Annotated in this window: 17 protein-coding genes; 9 read left to right on the forward strand and 8 right to left on the reverse strand. The window is 42.3% G+C overall.

The window, feature by feature from the left end; genetic code table 11:
- Positions 1-4 precede the first annotated feature (4 nt).
- Positions 5-496, forward strand: a complete 492-nt coding sequence (gene purE, locus ACFQZS_RS15505; protein ID WP_377101829.1) for a 5-(carboxyamino)imidazole ribonucleotide mutase — start codon at positions 5-7, stop codon at positions 494-496.
- Positions 497-507: 11 nt separating this feature from the next.
- Here purE and ACFQZS_RS15510 read toward each other — a convergent pair whose 3' ends face one another.
- Both ACFQZS_RS15510 and ACFQZS_RS15515 read right to left on the reverse strand, forming a co-directional pair.
- On the reverse strand, positions 508-942 hold the full coding sequence (locus ACFQZS_RS15510) for a hypothetical protein (RefSeq protein WP_377101830.1): 435 nt from the start codon (positions 940-942) through the stop codon (positions 508-510).
- Positions 943-1,018: 76 nt separating this feature from the next.
- Positions 1,019-1,582: a YqgE/AlgH family protein gene (locus tag ACFQZS_RS15515; protein ID WP_377101831.1), complete on the reverse strand. Its 564-nt coding sequence runs from the start codon at positions 1,580-1,582 to the stop codon at positions 1,019-1,021.
- Positions 1,583-1,703: 121 nt separating this feature from the next.
- On the opposite strand from ACFQZS_RS15515, the gene pdxH reads away from it, so the two are divergent.
- The 4 genes from pdxH (at position 1,704) to ACFQZS_RS15535 (ending at position 4,540) form a co-directional block, all read left to right on the forward strand.
- On the forward strand, positions 1,704-2,351 hold the full coding sequence (gene pdxH, locus ACFQZS_RS15520) for a pyridoxamine 5'-phosphate oxidase (RefSeq protein WP_377101832.1): 648 nt from the start codon (positions 1,704-1,706) through the stop codon (positions 2,349-2,351).
- The gene (locus ACFQZS_RS15525) at positions 2,348-2,845 is read left to right on the forward strand and encodes an NADH-quinone oxidoreductase subunit C (RefSeq protein ID WP_377101833.1); all 498 of its coding nucleotides are present in this window, start codon (positions 2,348-2,350) and stop codon (positions 2,843-2,845) included. The genes pdxH and ACFQZS_RS15525 overlap by 4 nt, the downstream gene beginning before the upstream one ends.
- A 65-nt stretch (positions 2,846-2,910) precedes the next feature.
- On the forward strand, positions 2,911-3,285 hold the full coding sequence (locus tag ACFQZS_RS15530; protein WP_377101834.1) for a four helix bundle protein: 375 nt from the start codon (positions 2,911-2,913) through the stop codon (positions 3,283-3,285).
- Between the two features lie 91 nt (positions 3,286-3,376).
- Positions 3,377-4,540 carry an NADH-quinone oxidoreductase subunit D gene (locus ACFQZS_RS15535; protein WP_377101881.1) on the forward strand — a complete coding sequence of 388 codons (1,164 nt, stop codon included), beginning with the start codon at positions 3,377-3,379 and terminating at the stop codon, positions 4,538-4,540.
- 58 nt (positions 4,541-4,598) lie between these two features.
- Here the strand turns inward: ACFQZS_RS15535 and ACFQZS_RS15540 are convergent, their stop codons facing one another.
- The gene (locus ACFQZS_RS15540) at positions 4,599-5,693 is read right to left on the reverse strand and encodes a trypsin-like peptidase domain-containing protein (protein WP_377101835.1); all 1,095 of its coding nucleotides are present in this window, start codon (positions 5,691-5,693) and stop codon (positions 4,599-4,601) included.
- Between the two features lie 15 nt (positions 5,694-5,708).
- Complete coding sequence (locus tag ACFQZS_RS15545) at positions 5,709-6,281, reverse strand: RNA polymerase sigma factor (protein ID WP_377101836.1); 573 nt, start codon at positions 6,279-6,281, stop codon at positions 5,709-5,711.
- Positions 6,282-6,478: 197 nt separating this feature from the next.
- Between ACFQZS_RS15545 and ACFQZS_RS15550 the strand changes: the two genes are divergently transcribed.
- Positions 6,479-6,667: a hypothetical protein gene (locus ACFQZS_RS15550; protein WP_377101837.1), complete on the forward strand. Its 189-nt coding sequence runs from the start codon at positions 6,479-6,481 to the stop codon at positions 6,665-6,667.
- Positions 6,668-6,800: 133 nt separating this feature from the next.
- The gene (locus ACFQZS_RS15555; protein ID WP_377101838.1) at positions 6,801-6,983 is read left to right on the forward strand and encodes a hypothetical protein; all 183 of its coding nucleotides are present in this window, start codon (positions 6,801-6,803) and stop codon (positions 6,981-6,983) included.
- A gap of 67 nt (positions 6,984-7,050) precedes the next feature.
- Here ACFQZS_RS15555 and ACFQZS_RS15560 read toward each other — a convergent pair whose 3' ends face one another.
- The gene (locus tag ACFQZS_RS15560) at positions 7,051-7,506 is read right to left on the reverse strand and encodes a PA2169 family four-helix-bundle protein (RefSeq protein WP_377101839.1); all 456 of its coding nucleotides are present in this window, start codon (positions 7,504-7,506) and stop codon (positions 7,051-7,053) included.
- A gap of 85 nt (positions 7,507-7,591) precedes the next feature.
- Positions 7,592-7,756 (reverse strand): hypothetical protein, encoded by a 165-nt coding sequence (locus ACFQZS_RS15565; RefSeq protein ID WP_377101840.1) that lies wholly within the window; start codon positions 7,754-7,756, stop codon positions 7,592-7,594.
- 151 nt (positions 7,757-7,907) lie between these two features.
- Here ACFQZS_RS15565 and ACFQZS_RS15570 point away from each other — a divergent pair, with 151 nt between their 5' ends.
- Entirely contained in the window at positions 7,908-9,404 is a 1,497-nt protein-coding gene (locus tag ACFQZS_RS15570) for an ATP-binding cassette domain-containing protein (protein WP_377101841.1), read from the forward strand.
- Positions 9,405-9,530: 126 nt separating this feature from the next.
- Positions 9,531-10,277: a QcrA and Rieske domain-containing protein gene (locus tag ACFQZS_RS15575; protein ID WP_377101842.1), complete on the forward strand. Its 747-nt coding sequence runs from the start codon at positions 9,531-9,533 to the stop codon at positions 10,275-10,277.
- A 3-nt stretch (positions 10,278-10,280) separates the two neighbouring features.
- Here the strand turns inward: ACFQZS_RS15575 and ACFQZS_RS15580 are convergent, their stop codons facing one another.
- Entirely contained in the window at positions 10,281-12,059 is a 1,779-nt protein-coding gene (locus ACFQZS_RS15580; RefSeq protein WP_377101843.1) for a cytochrome-c peroxidase, read from the reverse strand.
- A gap of 63 nt (positions 12,060-12,122) precedes the next feature.
- Positions 12,123-13,601, reverse strand: coding sequence for a hypothetical protein (locus ACFQZS_RS15585; RefSeq protein WP_377101844.1), 1,479 nt, complete (start codon positions 13,599-13,601; stop codon positions 12,123-12,125).
- Positions 13,602-13,619 lie beyond the last annotated feature (18 nt).

Raw genomic sequence — 13,619 nt, forward strand, 5'->3', positions numbered from 1 at the left:
CAACATGACCCAACCAAAAGTAGGAATTATAATGGGCAGCAAATCGGATCTTCCGGTTATGCAGGATGCCGCAGATGTTTTAAAAGCGTTAGGTGTTGAATATGAGATAACCGTGGTATCTGCCCACCGCACACCCGACCGTATGTTTACCTACGCCCGCGAAGCTGCAGGGCGTGGTATTAAGGTAATTATTGCCGGTGCCGGTGGTGCGGCGCATTTACCGGGTATGGTGGCATCATTAACTCATTTGCCTGTTATTGGTGTTCCGGTAAAGTCAAGTAACTCTATTGATGGCTGGGATTCTATCCTTTCTATCCTCCAAATGCCTAATGGCATTCCGGTAGCAACAGTAGCGCTTAATGCCGCTAAAAACGCGGGCATATTGGCTGCGCAGATCATATCAACCGCTGATGAAACAGTTGTAAAGAATCTTATCGCCTTTAAAGAGGATTTGAAGAAAAAGGTGGAGGAATCGGCTGAAGAAATGGGGAAGTAATTACCACCCGTCTAATCAAACTTAATAACCTGCGGCCCCGATATCCGATATACATGGCAACTACATCCCCCTGATATTTTATAAGTGGCGGTTTTTGTTTGCCCATTTGTTGGATTAGTTGCTGTTACAACTATGTCATCACCTTCGCTTGACAATTTGCTGCGCATACCGTCGTGAACAATCATATAGTCACCTGCATCGTTAATTTTTGCACTTGTTACGGTCAAATTTTCTTTGGTTCGCTGATTAACTACAGTAAAATCTTTTACTGTAATCACATTTCCATCCTTATCCTGAAACTGCACAGTTATTGAGGCAAAGTTCAGGGTGCACATCTTGGCAGGGCAATCTATTACCTCGGTTTGTCTTTTTTTACAGCCTAAACAACAGGCTATCATCAATAATATAAATATCTTTTTTGTCATGGCAGATGATTTGTTGAACATGTTTTACTGTGAAACGGTAAAATATGGTTCTACGCTACACCACCATCAACTAATACACCACTAACCCCGCGAACGCTTAATTCAGCTGTGGATTCTCCGGAAAATTAGCAATATGCGCAAAGCGCTGCCCCATGCTAATTATAACCTGTTTCCACATTTGCTGATCGTTGCTGTTAAACAACATTTCGCTGTTAAATTTATCTGTTACCAACCAGCTGTTCTCTTGTATCTCTCCGGATAGTTGTTCGGGTGTCCAGCCTGAATATCCCATAAAAAACTTTATCTCTGTTTCGTTCAATTGGTAGCTGCTTACTAACTCTTTTACCTGTTCAAAATCGCCGCCCCAATAAATTCCGTCAGTTAACTCAATACCGCCTTCAATTTTCTCAGGCGCACGATGTATAAAATGCAGGGTATTTGCCGCTACCGGTCCGCCGGTAAAAACCGGGATCTCTGAATAGGAAACATCAGGCAAAACATCGCCCAATAAATAGTCGCTTTGATGGTTCAGGATAAATCCCATCACACCAATATCGGCATACTCGGTCAATAAAATAACCGATCTTTTAAAGTTAGGGTCCATCATAAAGGGCTCTGATATTAGCAATCCGCCCGCTGTTGGTGTAACTGAATTTAACATAGTCTTTATTTTTATATAATATAGACGCAATTAACAAGCCAAAAGTAAATTATTGCCTAAACTATATTTTGCTGTACAATATTAAGTATTAGGCCTTAATTAATTTGTAAGTTTGCGTTTAATGAACCGCGAAGAACTACAAAATTTAAGGCAGGATTACAGCGCCGCATCGCTGTCTGAAAAGGACAGCGACGCTAACCCGATTAAACAATTTGATAACTGGTTTAATGAGGCGGTAGCCGCAAACGCGCTTGAGCCAAACGCCATGACGCTATCCACCGCTACTACAGATGGGCGGCCATCTGCGAGGATAGTTTTATTGAAGGATTACAACCCGGATGGTTTTTCGTTTTACACCAATTACCTGAGCCGAAAAGGCCGCGAAATAGCTAAAAACCCTATGGGCGCGCTTACTTTTTTCTGGGGCGAGCTGGAACGCCAGGTACGCATAGAGGGTACTATAGAAAAACTAAGCAAGGTACAATCCGACAGGTATTTCAACTCAAGACCCAAAGGTAGCCAGATAAGCGCTGTTGTTTCGCCACAAAGCCAGGAAATTGGCAGTCGCGGCGAGTTGGACAGCCGGATGGTGAAAATGGAAAATGAGTACAAAGACAAGGATGTGTTAAAACCTGCACATTGGGGTGGATATATTTTAAAACCCCGTGTAATTGAGTTTTGGCAGGGACGGCCAAGCCGCCTGCACGATCGTATTGTTTATAAAAAAGTTGACAATAAAACCTGGAAAAAAGTACGCCTGGCACCATGAGTTTTGAAAATATCAAACAAGTAATAACGGATAAGTTTGGTGCAGCGGCAATAGTTGGCGAAGAAACCGGGGGCCTGCAACCCGCGCTGCTGATAGCACCCGATCTGATAGCTGATGTTTGCCTGGAGCTGCGCAATAATCCGCTAACTTATTTCGATTTCCTATCATGCCTTACCGGCGTTGATCATGGTGAAGAAGACGGTCGCTTTGAAGTGGTTTATCACCTATCATCCATCCCCTACCAATTACAGCTTACCTTAAAAATAAGCAAAATACATAACAGGGGGAGCGAACAATTACCATCATTCAAAAGCGTGGTAGATGTTTATCGCACAGCCGATTGGCATGAGCGCGAGGCTTACGACCTGGTAGGGATATTTTTTGAAGGGCACCCTGACCTGCGCCGTATTTTATTACCGGATGATTGGGAAGGGTATCCGTTAAGGAAAGATTATACAAATGCTGAGTATTATAAAGGGATAAAGATTGATTGATTTAATATAGATTGATTTCGGAGTTCGGATGTTCGATTTCGGATTTGTATTGATTTGTTATTTATATGGATAAAACTGAGCTAAAACGCAGATCGCAAAAATTTGCAGTTGACATAATCAGGTTTACTGGAAACTTGCCAAATAGCCGTGAACTCAATGTTTTATGTAATCAAGTGATAAGGAGCGCAACTTCTGTTGGTGCTAACTATCGGGCAGCCTGCAAAGGTAAATCAACAGCCGATTTCATAAACAAAATTGTAATCTGTGAAGAGGAAGCAGATGAATGCATTTACTGGCTTGATTTGATGATTGAAGCAGATTTGGTGCGCCCAACAGTGATGGCGCAGTTGAGAAATGAAGCAAACGAACTAACTGCTATATTTACAGCAATAGGCAAAACAGCAAAAGAAAACCAAAAATTAAAAAATCAAAATAAATAAATCCGAAATCGAACATCCGAAATCCGATATAAAAGTGACAGAAGCACTACAAGCATACCACGAAAAAATTTCCACAGCTGCTGTAGAAGACATGGTGCTCAACATGGGGCCGCAGCATCCGTCTACGCATGGGGTTTTGCGGTTGGAGTTGATAACTGATGGCGAAATTGTTAAGGAGTGTATCCCCCATATGGGTTACCTGCACCGCTGTTTTGAAAAACATGCCGAACGACTTACCTATCAGCAAACCATACCGTTTACAGACAGGATGGACTACCTGGCGTCAATGAATAATAGCCACGCCTGGGTAATGGGCGTAGAGCGTATGTTGGGCATCGATAAGGATATTCCTAAACGGATAGAATACATTCGCGTGCTGGTTTGCGAGCTTAACCGTATCGCCTCTCACTTAATTGCAGTTGGCACATACGGTATTGACATTGGGGCCTTTACACCCTTTTTATGGTGTTTTCGCGACCGCGAACATATAATGGGTATGTTGGAGTGGGCCTCAGGTTCGCGCCTATTATATAACTATATATGGGTTGGCGGTTTGTTTTACGATCTGCCGGTAGGGTTTGAAGAACGTTGCCGTCAATTTGTTGATTATTTTAAACCCAAAATGGTTGAGCTGAATGAGTTGCTCACCAATAACCAGATCTTTATCAGTCGCGCCGCAAATGTTGGGGTATTGCCGCTTGATGTAGCCATAAATTATGGCTGCTCCGGACCAATTGTCCGGGCATCCGGCTTAAAATATGATCTGCGCCGGATAGACGGCTATTCTGTTTATCCCGAACTGGATTTTGACATCCCGGTAGGCAAAGGCGAGATGGGCAGTCTGGGCGATTGCTGGGATAGATATAAAGTACGTATTGATGAAATAGGCGAATCTTTAAAGATAATTGATCAGTGTCTGGACCGTTTACAAAAAGATTTAAAACGCACACCTGAGTTTGACCCACGCGCCAAACTACCGCGTAAGCTTGTTCCCAAACCACAGGATTATTATGTGCGTTGCGAAGGCCCCCGGGGCGAATTAGGCTTCTATTTCATCCACAAACAAAATAAAGAGCTTAGCAAAGACGGATCAACACGTATGATGGATACCGAGGTGCCTTTCCGTGCTAAAGCGCGGGGGCCGGGCTTTAATAATTTATCAGTACTTCCGGCATTATCAAAAGGTGTAATGATAGCCGATCTGGTGGCCATAGTAGGTTCTTTAGACTTTGTTTTAGGCGAAGTGGACCGCTAAAACAAAAAGAGACGCTTCTGATACAGAGGCGTCTCTTTTGTTTATTACTTAAAAAAAGCTATTGCGCGTATATTTTCACCATAAAGGTAAATTTCTTTACCTTTTCTATCTTATCTACCGAGCTTAAACCGGCAAGCGAGTTCTTTTTGCTAAGCGTGATCTTTTTGCTTAATGAGTCTTCAGGAATGTTGCTGATTGCATCCAGCAGATATTTTGATTTAATGGCATAATGCGCACCTTCAAACTGCGATTGTTTGGCATCAGTTATGCCTACAACATTTCCTTTGCTATCTAAAAGCGGGCTGCCGCTATTACCGGGGTTAATAGGAATATCAATTTCATAGTGTATGCTATCACCACGAAAACCTGATTTAGATGCAAGGTAACCATTACGATAAACCGCTGTGCCACCCGGATAGCCGTACGTAAACAATTGTTCAGCAATTGAGCTTTCTGCACGCCTTATAGCGTAAGGAATAGTGCCCAGATTGGTAAAAGACTCATCCACTATTTTAAGGATGGCAACATCATGCTGCGGCTCGGTATACAAAACTTTAGCTTTAAATGATTTACCTTCTTCATTTTGAACATAAACCGAATCCGCATCTCTTACAACGTGATAGTTGGTAGCAATAAGGCCGTCAGATGTAATAGCGAAGCCTGTACCCGTACTGCTGTAACGATCAGCAGGTGTTGCTTTTTGCGATTTAATATCCCTGATAGAAGCTTTTAGGTTAGCGTTTGATCTATCCAATTGATCAACCTTACGATTAAGCGCTTCTATGTTGTTCCTGCTTTCAAATTTACCGGTAGCAAATAATATACTTAACGCAGCAAATATGGCCACAGAAGCAGCAACAGATATCTTGGAGTGATGATTGCGCCACATACGCACCACCCACGATGGATGCGCCATAAGGCTTTCCTTCAGATCATGCACATCTATTTCCTGGTGTATGGCGTTTAAACGGTTTTCAAGTTCAACACGTTCGCTGTATTGCTTAAGCAAGCCGGCAAAAAGCTGATGCTCCACAACTTTCGCGTCAAATCCGGCGTCAGCTTTGCGCTTTGCCTCAAATTCCTTACGCTCAGTGGCATTCATTTCGCCACTGTAGTAACGCTCAATATTTTCTAAGAGTTGACTCTCGCTCATCTTTTTACCCTCCGTTTATTGTTGCTGAAAAAACAACTTTTTCAGCCTTTGCAGGCATTTATATTTTTGTGTTTTAGCATTATCAGCATTAGTGTAGCCAAAACGTTCGCAGATCTCCTGCATTGATCTGTTATGTATGTAAAAATCTTCCATAATGGTTTTGCAGGGTTCACCCAGCAATTGCAATGCGCTTTCCATCTTTTTGAACTGAATATCCCGGTCGGCATGCCTTTCAGACTCATCTTCCTCCACCGGAAGAAATTCCTGAAAATCCTTAATATCGCCGCCATAACGGTTTATCTGGTTCAGTCTTTTTAACCACAAACGCCGGCAAACCGAATAGATGTAAGTTTTAAGCTTACTGCTCAGCTCAAAATCGCCTGCTTTAACCTTATTATAAAGAACAATTATAGCTTCCTGATAAATATCCTTTGCATCGTCCTCGTCGCCGCTATTATTTACAATCAGCTGTAATATCATCGGAAAATACGCAACGTAAAGCTTTTTTAATGCTGTTTCAGAGTTGTTGAGTATACCAAGAATAACTTCGCTGTCTGTTGGCGTTGAATCTTTTAGCTCTTTATTCACTACTTAATACCTTTTATATAAAATTGTAACCCAACGCGGGCGATAAAAAAATAAAAGTATAAATATTATTACAATGTGCTATGCAGATTAAGCACCGGATTTTTCTTTACTCCAATTTTGTTTTTCTGAAAAAGACTGGGTTACCTTTTTTTCTTAAAGGTATTAACAGTTACATATAACTTAAAAACATTTCTATTATGAAAAACTTATTTAAACTGGCTTTCGTAGCCCTGGCTTTGGCTACTACTGTTTCTGCATGCGATGGTAAAGGTGATAAAGGTGCTGACACTACTGTAGTTGAGTCAAACGTTACTGTTGATTCAAACGTAACCGTTGACTCTAATGTGACTGATACTGCACATGCAGACACTGCTGCTAAAATGTAATTTTTATTTTTTAGCGCTGATTATTAGCATTTTTTAAAGGGTAACCTGCTTTTTTTAAAATAAGTGGGTTACCTTTTTCTTTTTGCTGTATTAAGAGCAAAACTATATAGTCACTTTTAAAATTTTAAAAAAAATGAAAAACTTAAAAATCGCTTTCTTAGCATTAGCTATCGCTACTTCATTCGCTGCTTGTAAAGGTTCAGAAGAAAAAGTTGCTGATTCTCCAGCTGTTGATTCTCCTGCTGCTGCTGATACTTCAGCTGCTGACACTGGCGCTGCTGATACTGCTGCTAAAGACACAGCTGCTAAAATGTAATCCATTTTTAGCTAAACAAAAAAGGCCTCCGAGTTTGTCGGAGGCCTTTTTTGTTTTTAGGCAGTTGTTAATTCACTGTGCTATCGCGTAACGCTTTTATCTCGTCATGCGCGGCTTGTAGAACTACAAGCTGGTCATTCAAAATATCCCTTACATAAGCAGGCAAATGCTCCTCTTCCAATGCGCTTTTGTAAGCTTTTAAAATAGCGTCCTCGCCAAATTCGCAATCTTCTAAAATAGTGTGCTCGCTGTGGCCGGTAAACTTGGCACGCACATCTAACCAAGTACGGTGCAATGTGCCGCTAACGCTTGTTCCTGTTTCAGCATCCTGTCCCAGGGCTTCTACTTCTTTAGCTAATTGCATTTTTAAATGATGACTTTCGCCTATTTTTTCTGTAAAGGTCGCCTTTAGTTCAGCATCGTCCTCTACATCTTTTAAGGCATTCTCAAAACCTTTTATGCGGTCGTTATTGATCTCTATCAGATCATTCAAAATCCCAACTGTTTCCTTTGTGTTTTCCATGATATTTAGATGTTTTTATTAAATAACCTTAGTATTTGCAAACTGTTTTAACTTTTAAAATATTTATTTTCTTATTTATAAATATTTATTTCGATCGGAATTTAGACAGTAGCCATATTATCAAAATAACAACAACCACAACAGCAACAATTCCGGTTACTGCACCGGCTTTAAATATTCCGGTTATAACGTCGCATCCGCTTAGCGTTGCTACAAATAAAATAAGGATGGGTAGGCTTAACTTTTTCATAGGTCTAAATTTTAGCAAACACATTCAAAAACCACGCCTTTTTAACGGCTACGTTTAAAACCTGTTTCCGCATAAAATTTATTGTAGGGTTATCACTACAGTTTGTTTTATTATTAGCTTATCAACGATATATGACTATTTTTACGGCCCTATGCAACCACTATTTTCTATTACGCATGCTACCGTAAGGCTGTTTAACAACACGGTGTTCGCCGATCTGAATTTCACTATCAATAAAGGTGAGCATTGGGCTATTGTGGGCGAAAGCGGATCAGGTAAAAGCGCGCTGCTGCAAACCATTGCAGGGAATTTAAATGCCGCCGGGGGAGTTTTGCATTACCATTTTTTTGAAGATCACATCAACCAACACCCCGATCAGAAAGGTTACATTACCCATCACAAACTGATAGCGATGGTTGAACCGAGGCATCATTTCAGAAATCTATCCAACACTACTGAATTTTATTACCAGCAGCGCTATAATTCGTCAGACTCTGAAGACGCGCTTACTGTTTCAGAATATTTAAAATCTGTAAAACCCTTAACAGATAGTAACACCTATTGGAGTTTTGAAAAGATAACCTCCGTTCTAAAACTCGAAAGCCTTAAAGAAAAACAGCTCATTAAACTCTCAAATGGCGAGGGCAAGCGCTTGCGCATTGCCGCCGCGCTGATGAAAAACCCTGTTTTATTATTGTTGGATAGCCCATTAACCGGTTTGGATATAGAAACGCGGCAGGAGTTTAATAATATTATAGCGGAAATAGCGGCATCGGGCATTACTATAGTAATGGCTACCGCGCCGAATGAACTGCCCGATATTATTACCCATGTAGCAGTGCTACAAAATGGCACCGTCAACTGGCAGGGGCCTAAAAACAAGTTTGAAACAAACTTTGCTGCGTTACCTCCTAACACCAGCATTGATAAGAACGAGATAAAAGCACTTTTAAATCTAACTCCTGCAGCAACCTATGACGTTATAGTCAGCATGAAAAATGTGACTATAAAATATGGCAAAAATGTAGTATTGGATAACATAAACTGGGAGGTAAGGCCAGGCGATAAGTGGGCTTTGCTGGGGCACAACGGCGCGGGCAAATCAACTTTGCTGAGCCTGGTTAACGGCGACAATCCACAGGCTTATGCTAACGATATTGTATTGTTTGACAGAAAACGCGGCAGCGGAGAAAGTATATGGGACATCAAACAAAAAACAGGATTCGTGTCGCCCGAGTTGCACCAGTATTTTCCAACAGACAGCAGTTGCCTGCAGGTAATTGAGTCGGGTTACTATGATACGCTCGGCTTGTTCAGGCCAAGCAACCCAAAGCGTGCCGAAACAGCATTGCGCTGGATGAAGGCCTTAGAAATTGACAAGTATGCACGTGTACTGCTAAAAAACATCCCGGCCAGTGCTCAGCGACTTTGCCTGCTGGCCCGCGCGCTTATAAAAAACCCGCCCTTATTAATTTTTGATGAACCATGCCAGGGAATGGACACCCACCAGGTGCAGCATTTTAAAGCCCTTGTTGATACCATTTGTAGTTTAAGTAATGTTACGCTGATCTACGTTACCCATTACCGGCACGAAATACCCGATAGTGTTGATAAGGTATTAAAATTGGAAAAAGGGAAAGTGGTTTAGGCTCAGCCTGATAAAATTGTCCGGCGGATTTGAAGTTAAAGTTATCTGTAGGCTAACCTTGTATTAATATTCGCCCGTTATTTTAAGGCCATATCCAACTATGCACACGTAGGGGGACCGCTTTAAATGAAAAGAGACGAATTTATTGCCAGCCTAACCCTTGCGGGTGGTGCATTATGCATGGGGTGTTTGCTGGCTTGCAGCAAAAAAAATGAGCCCGAGCCTGAGGATGCGAACATCCTTTTAAAAATAGATCTAAGCAGTAATTTGATTGATCTGGGGCAAAGTAAAATTGAAAAAGGAGTAATTGTTGTAAGAGCCGGTAGCGGTTCAGAAGCGTATTCATTCCGCGCGGCAGAAGCGGCCTGTGTTTTTTCCGGCGACAGCATTCAGTTTAACAGGCAAACCAACCGGTTTTCATGTCCGGCGCATGGTAGTATATTCGATCTTGAGGGCAGGGTATTGAGCGGTTCGGCAAAAGCTAATTTGAAGATGTACACCATCAAAATTTCAGACAATATTCTTTTAGTTTATGGCCCGGGTACGATAGAACCTTTATCAGAACCGGTCAATTTTAATGTAGACCTTACTGCCGAACTAAAAAACGTTGGCGAGTTTAAGCGGGTAAAAGATGTAATAGTTTTACGTACCGGCACCGCTGCAGCGGCCGATTCATTTGTCGCGCTTAGTTCTGTTTGCACCCACCAGGGATCAACCATTGATTACAAGCCCCTGCAAAATCAGTTTGTATGCCCCACGCACGGAAGCACCTACAGCCTATCCGGCGAAGTTGTAAAAGGGCCTGCTCCGCTTGCGCTAAAAAAATACAAAGTCACCCTATCACTAAATACCCTTAACATTTCTGAAGCCTGAGCGCTACTTTACTCCCTCATCCGTCAACGATTTTAGAAAGGCAATGATGTCATTCTTCTCTTTAACGGTAAGGTTAAGCTTATCGGCAGGCAGCGTTTGGTTATCCAGATTAATACCAATACCCGCACCGCCGCCCAGATCATAAAAGTCTATTACTTCCTCCAGGTTTTTAAAAGCGCCGTTGTGCATATAGGGTGCAGTTAAAGCGATATTCCTTAATGTCGGCGTTTTAAACGCATACTTTATCTCACTGATCTTGCTATGGAAAGAGCGACCTTCATCAGGGTCAACCACCGGGTGTTTAGCACGCGGATCGGCAGGTACGCCTAAAACTTCGGCCTCGGTGTTGGCAAAAACAGGCGGGGCCGTACCATTAAAAAGCGGTGTAAAATGGCAGGTACCGCATTTGGCTTTACCCATAAACAGGTTAAAACCGTTGATCTCATCCTTACTAAGTTTTCTGCTATTACCCCTCATATATTGATCAAAGCGCGAGTTAAATGGCGCAAGTGAGCGCACATAACTTGCCAGCGCGATCATTACATAGCGTGGCCGAATAACGCTGTCCATTCCCGGGAAGGCCGTTTTAAACTGTTTAAAATACTCCGGCTTTTTTTCAAGCCGATGCGCCGCGTCTTCTACCGACGCATGCATCTCATCCTTGTTAGCAATAACGTCTGTGGCCTGGCCCTCAAGGGTCTTTGAACGCATATCGTAAAACTGATTATTCTGCAAACCGGCGTACATCAGCGTTGGCGAATTACGCTTAACAAACTTTCCCTGTGTTAAAGCTACGCTTTTTGGCAATCCATCGGTAAAGGCCAGTTGCGGCTGATGACAATTGGAGCAAGCACGCGTAGCGCCCGATATAACCGGATCAAAAAACAACAATTTACCCAATGCTATCTTTCTGGCGTCGGGAATGGCTTCGGCGGTATTTACAAAGTGTTTAACATTAAAAGCGTTCTTATCAAAAAGCGTAGCGGTGCTGTTGTGTAATGCCAGTTCTGTATTTAAAGGCTTAATGGCAAGTTGGTTTTGCCAGTTTAATATGCCGCGACTAACAACGTTGGCGTGCCTGATGATAAACTCCGCTCGATCAAATTTGTCAAAATCCGGCGATTTACCAATGTATAGTATGGCCGCGTTAATTTGCTCTTGCAGGGTTGGGTTCTCACCAAATAATTTCAAAACGTCTGCAATAGCAGCTAATGATATTGCAGCTTCTTCTACCCCCGTTTTACATATAGGCGTATCAAACCCCGATATGCCCAGCCCAATTATCCTGAACACCTCCAGCTTGCAGGCATCTAAAATATGCGCTTGCGTAAACTCGGTATCATTTAGTATTACACGTAATCTTACAAGGCTTGACTTGAAGGAATTTATTTCTCTTACCAGATCAGTTTTAGCAGCCTTATCATACGGATAAATATACTCCTCAATTACCTGTAATCCCGAAGGCTCAAAAACTTTGGTCTCTTCTATTTCTATCTCTGGCAGTGGTGCTCCGTTTAGTTCCCTTGAAGTGGTTGGGGCGTAGTATTCGCTAAACCATTCCATTTTTTTATAGGCTATTCTTGTATTTAAAAAAGCCTGCTGCAGGTTAGCCTCTGTGCTGTTGGCGGCAGCCAGTAATTGTATTGTGCTATTATCAAGCGTGTCCAGCTGTTTTAGCAGATGAGCTTTAACATCTTTATTAACGTCGCTGCTTTTTAAAGTACAATAAGAAAGCAATACAATAAATAAGAATAGTATAAATGGAACTGTTTTTTTGAACATGTTATAAAAAAAAATGCAGGTCCCCATTTTAATGAGCGACCTGCTAAAAAGTGATTGCTGTTACTATTTTTCTAAACCGGTAAGTATAACTACCTGGCCGCCTTCTTTGTTGGTTGTTAAACCACCACCATCGGCATTTAAAAATTTGTTGTCTGTCCAGGTATGCGGGTGTACGTTAACCACAAACGTGTTGGGTTTGCCGGTAACGTCAGATATATCATACATAGCGCCGTATTCCCAGGTGCTTAAACGGGTATCGTTAGCAACATTATATTTTGAATTGAACGCGGTTTCTGTACGGCGGTGATTCATTTCAAGCATCGGCTTTAAAGCTTTGGTTGCTATGTTATATTGCCAGATTCTGCCGTCATGTTTAACAGCTGAGTAGAAAGAGTCGCCATCTTCCTGTATGTAAACAAAGTTTTTGGTTACGCAAATGTTGTCAGGATTTACAAGGCTGTTACCCGGATCAATACCACCGTCAACCAATGGCGTTAACTTACCTTTTAACGGATCAGTAGCATCAAGCTCCAGTTTGTAAACTCGGCCCCACATGGTCAGGCCCGGAGCCGGGTTAACCCTGTCAGGGCTAACGCCTGTTGCAGTAAAGTATAGGGTTCTGCTGGCAGCACCGCCGCCTTTACCGTAGTCAAGATCTTCTACGCGTGCAAACTGAATAGCGCTTTTTGCAACCGTTTGTGAAGCAAGTTGTGCACCGGTGCTGGTTTTAACGTCGGTATATTCTACAAATTCAACATCGTAAGCAGAATTTACAGCCATGTCTGTTTCAACAACGTTCAGATCTTTTCTGCGTAGCATATATAATTTGCCGCCATTCAAATCGCCGGTTGCACCAAGATATAAATTAACCTGACCCAAACCCTGGCGGCTGCTTTCGTCCTCGCCAATAAAGATGGCGGTTTTGCCTGTGTAAGCGTCTTTAGGAAGTGGCACCGCGTTTTCAGCGCTGCATTTACCCAGAGCGGTAAGTGTTCTGTTAGCTTTTTTGTTATAAACCGGGCCAAGCGGGTCAATAGCATGTATCATTGATTCACCATCAGTTTCGCCTGCTGTAAGGAAAACCGGACCAAAACCATAAGTACCCTGGTCTACCAAGGTAGCAGAGCAAAGGCGCATTTTACCACCTTCAGAATCAACAATATATTCACCTTTTACAGGTTTTAGATTTTTGTCAAGGTAAACGCGTGATACTGAAAACAATATCTCGTGGTTATTGATCATGATATAACCATCGCTGTTAGGGTCTTTCATTATACCTGCACCGTCTGGCTGCGCGCCAAATACAAAATCAGGAGAACCCGCAAGCACATCATCGCTGCTGATAAGGGTAGTGATCTTAACGTTTTCAAAACCCGATAAGGTTTTTACCAGTGAAGGGTTAACAGAATAATTTGGCAGCTCCGTTACTGTGGGCTCGGGCTCCTCTTTGTTGTCGCTTTTGCGGCAGGCTACAAAAGTGACAGCCATTAGCGTGGCCAATGATACGGCCAGGGTAAATTTTGTGCGTAAATTGTGTTTCATACTTTTTTGTTGGTTGCC

It is taken from the genome of Mucilaginibacter calamicampi, from assembly GCF_042676765.1.
In the GTDB taxonomy this organism is placed as follows: domain Bacteria; phylum Bacteroidota; class Bacteroidia; order Sphingobacteriales; family Sphingobacteriaceae; genus Mucilaginibacter; species Mucilaginibacter calamicampi.

Coding starts and splice junctions, on each gene's coding strand:
- purE (WP_377101829.1), top strand. CDS start 5: ATGACCCAACCAAAAGTAGGAATTATAATGGGCAGCAAATCGGATCTT.
- ACFQZS_RS15510 (WP_377101830.1), bottom strand. CDS start 942: ATGTTCAACAAATCATCTGCCATGACAAAAAAGATATTTATATTATTG.
- ACFQZS_RS15515 (WP_377101831.1), bottom strand. CDS start 1,582: ATGTTAAATTCAGTTACACCAACAGCGGGCGGATTGCTAATATCAGAG.
- pdxH (WP_377101832.1), top strand. CDS start 1,704: ATGAACCGCGAAGAACTACAAAATTTAAGGCAGGATTACAGCGCCGCA.
- ACFQZS_RS15525 (WP_377101833.1), top strand. CDS start 2,348: ATGAGTTTTGAAAATATCAAACAAGTAATAACGGATAAGTTTGGTGCA.
- ACFQZS_RS15530 (WP_377101834.1), top strand. CDS start 2,911: ATGGATAAAACTGAGCTAAAACGCAGATCGCAAAAATTTGCAGTTGAC.
- ACFQZS_RS15535 (WP_377101881.1), top strand. CDS start 3,377: ATGGTGCTCAACATGGGGCCGCAGCATCCGTCTACGCATGGGGTTTTG.
- ACFQZS_RS15540 (WP_377101835.1), bottom strand. CDS start 5,693: ATGAGCGAGAGTCAACTCTTAGAAAATATTGAGCGTTACTACAGTGGC.
- ACFQZS_RS15550 (WP_377101837.1), top strand. CDS start 6,479: ATGAAAAACTTATTTAAACTGGCTTTCGTAGCCCTGGCTTTGGCTACT.
- ACFQZS_RS15555 (WP_377101838.1), top strand. CDS start 6,801: ATGAAAAACTTAAAAATCGCTTTCTTAGCATTAGCTATCGCTACTTCA.
- ACFQZS_RS15560 (WP_377101839.1), bottom strand. CDS start 7,506: ATGGAAAACACAAAGGAAACAGTTGGGATTTTGAATGATCTGATAGAG.
- ACFQZS_RS15565 (WP_377101840.1), bottom strand. CDS start 7,756: ATGAAAAAGTTAAGCCTACCCATCCTTATTTTATTTGTAGCAACGCTA.
- ACFQZS_RS15570 (WP_377101841.1), top strand. CDS start 7,908: ATGCAACCACTATTTTCTATTACGCATGCTACCGTAAGGCTGTTTAAC.
- ACFQZS_RS15575 (WP_377101842.1), top strand. CDS start 9,531: ATGAAAAGAGACGAATTTATTGCCAGCCTAACCCTTGCGGGTGGTGCA.
- ACFQZS_RS15580 (WP_377101843.1), bottom strand. CDS start 12,059: ATGTTCAAAAAAACAGTTCCATTTATACTATTCTTATTTATTGTATTG.
- ACFQZS_RS15585 (WP_377101844.1), bottom strand. CDS start 13,601: ATGAAACACAATTTACGCACAAAATTTACCCTGGCCGTATCATTGGCC.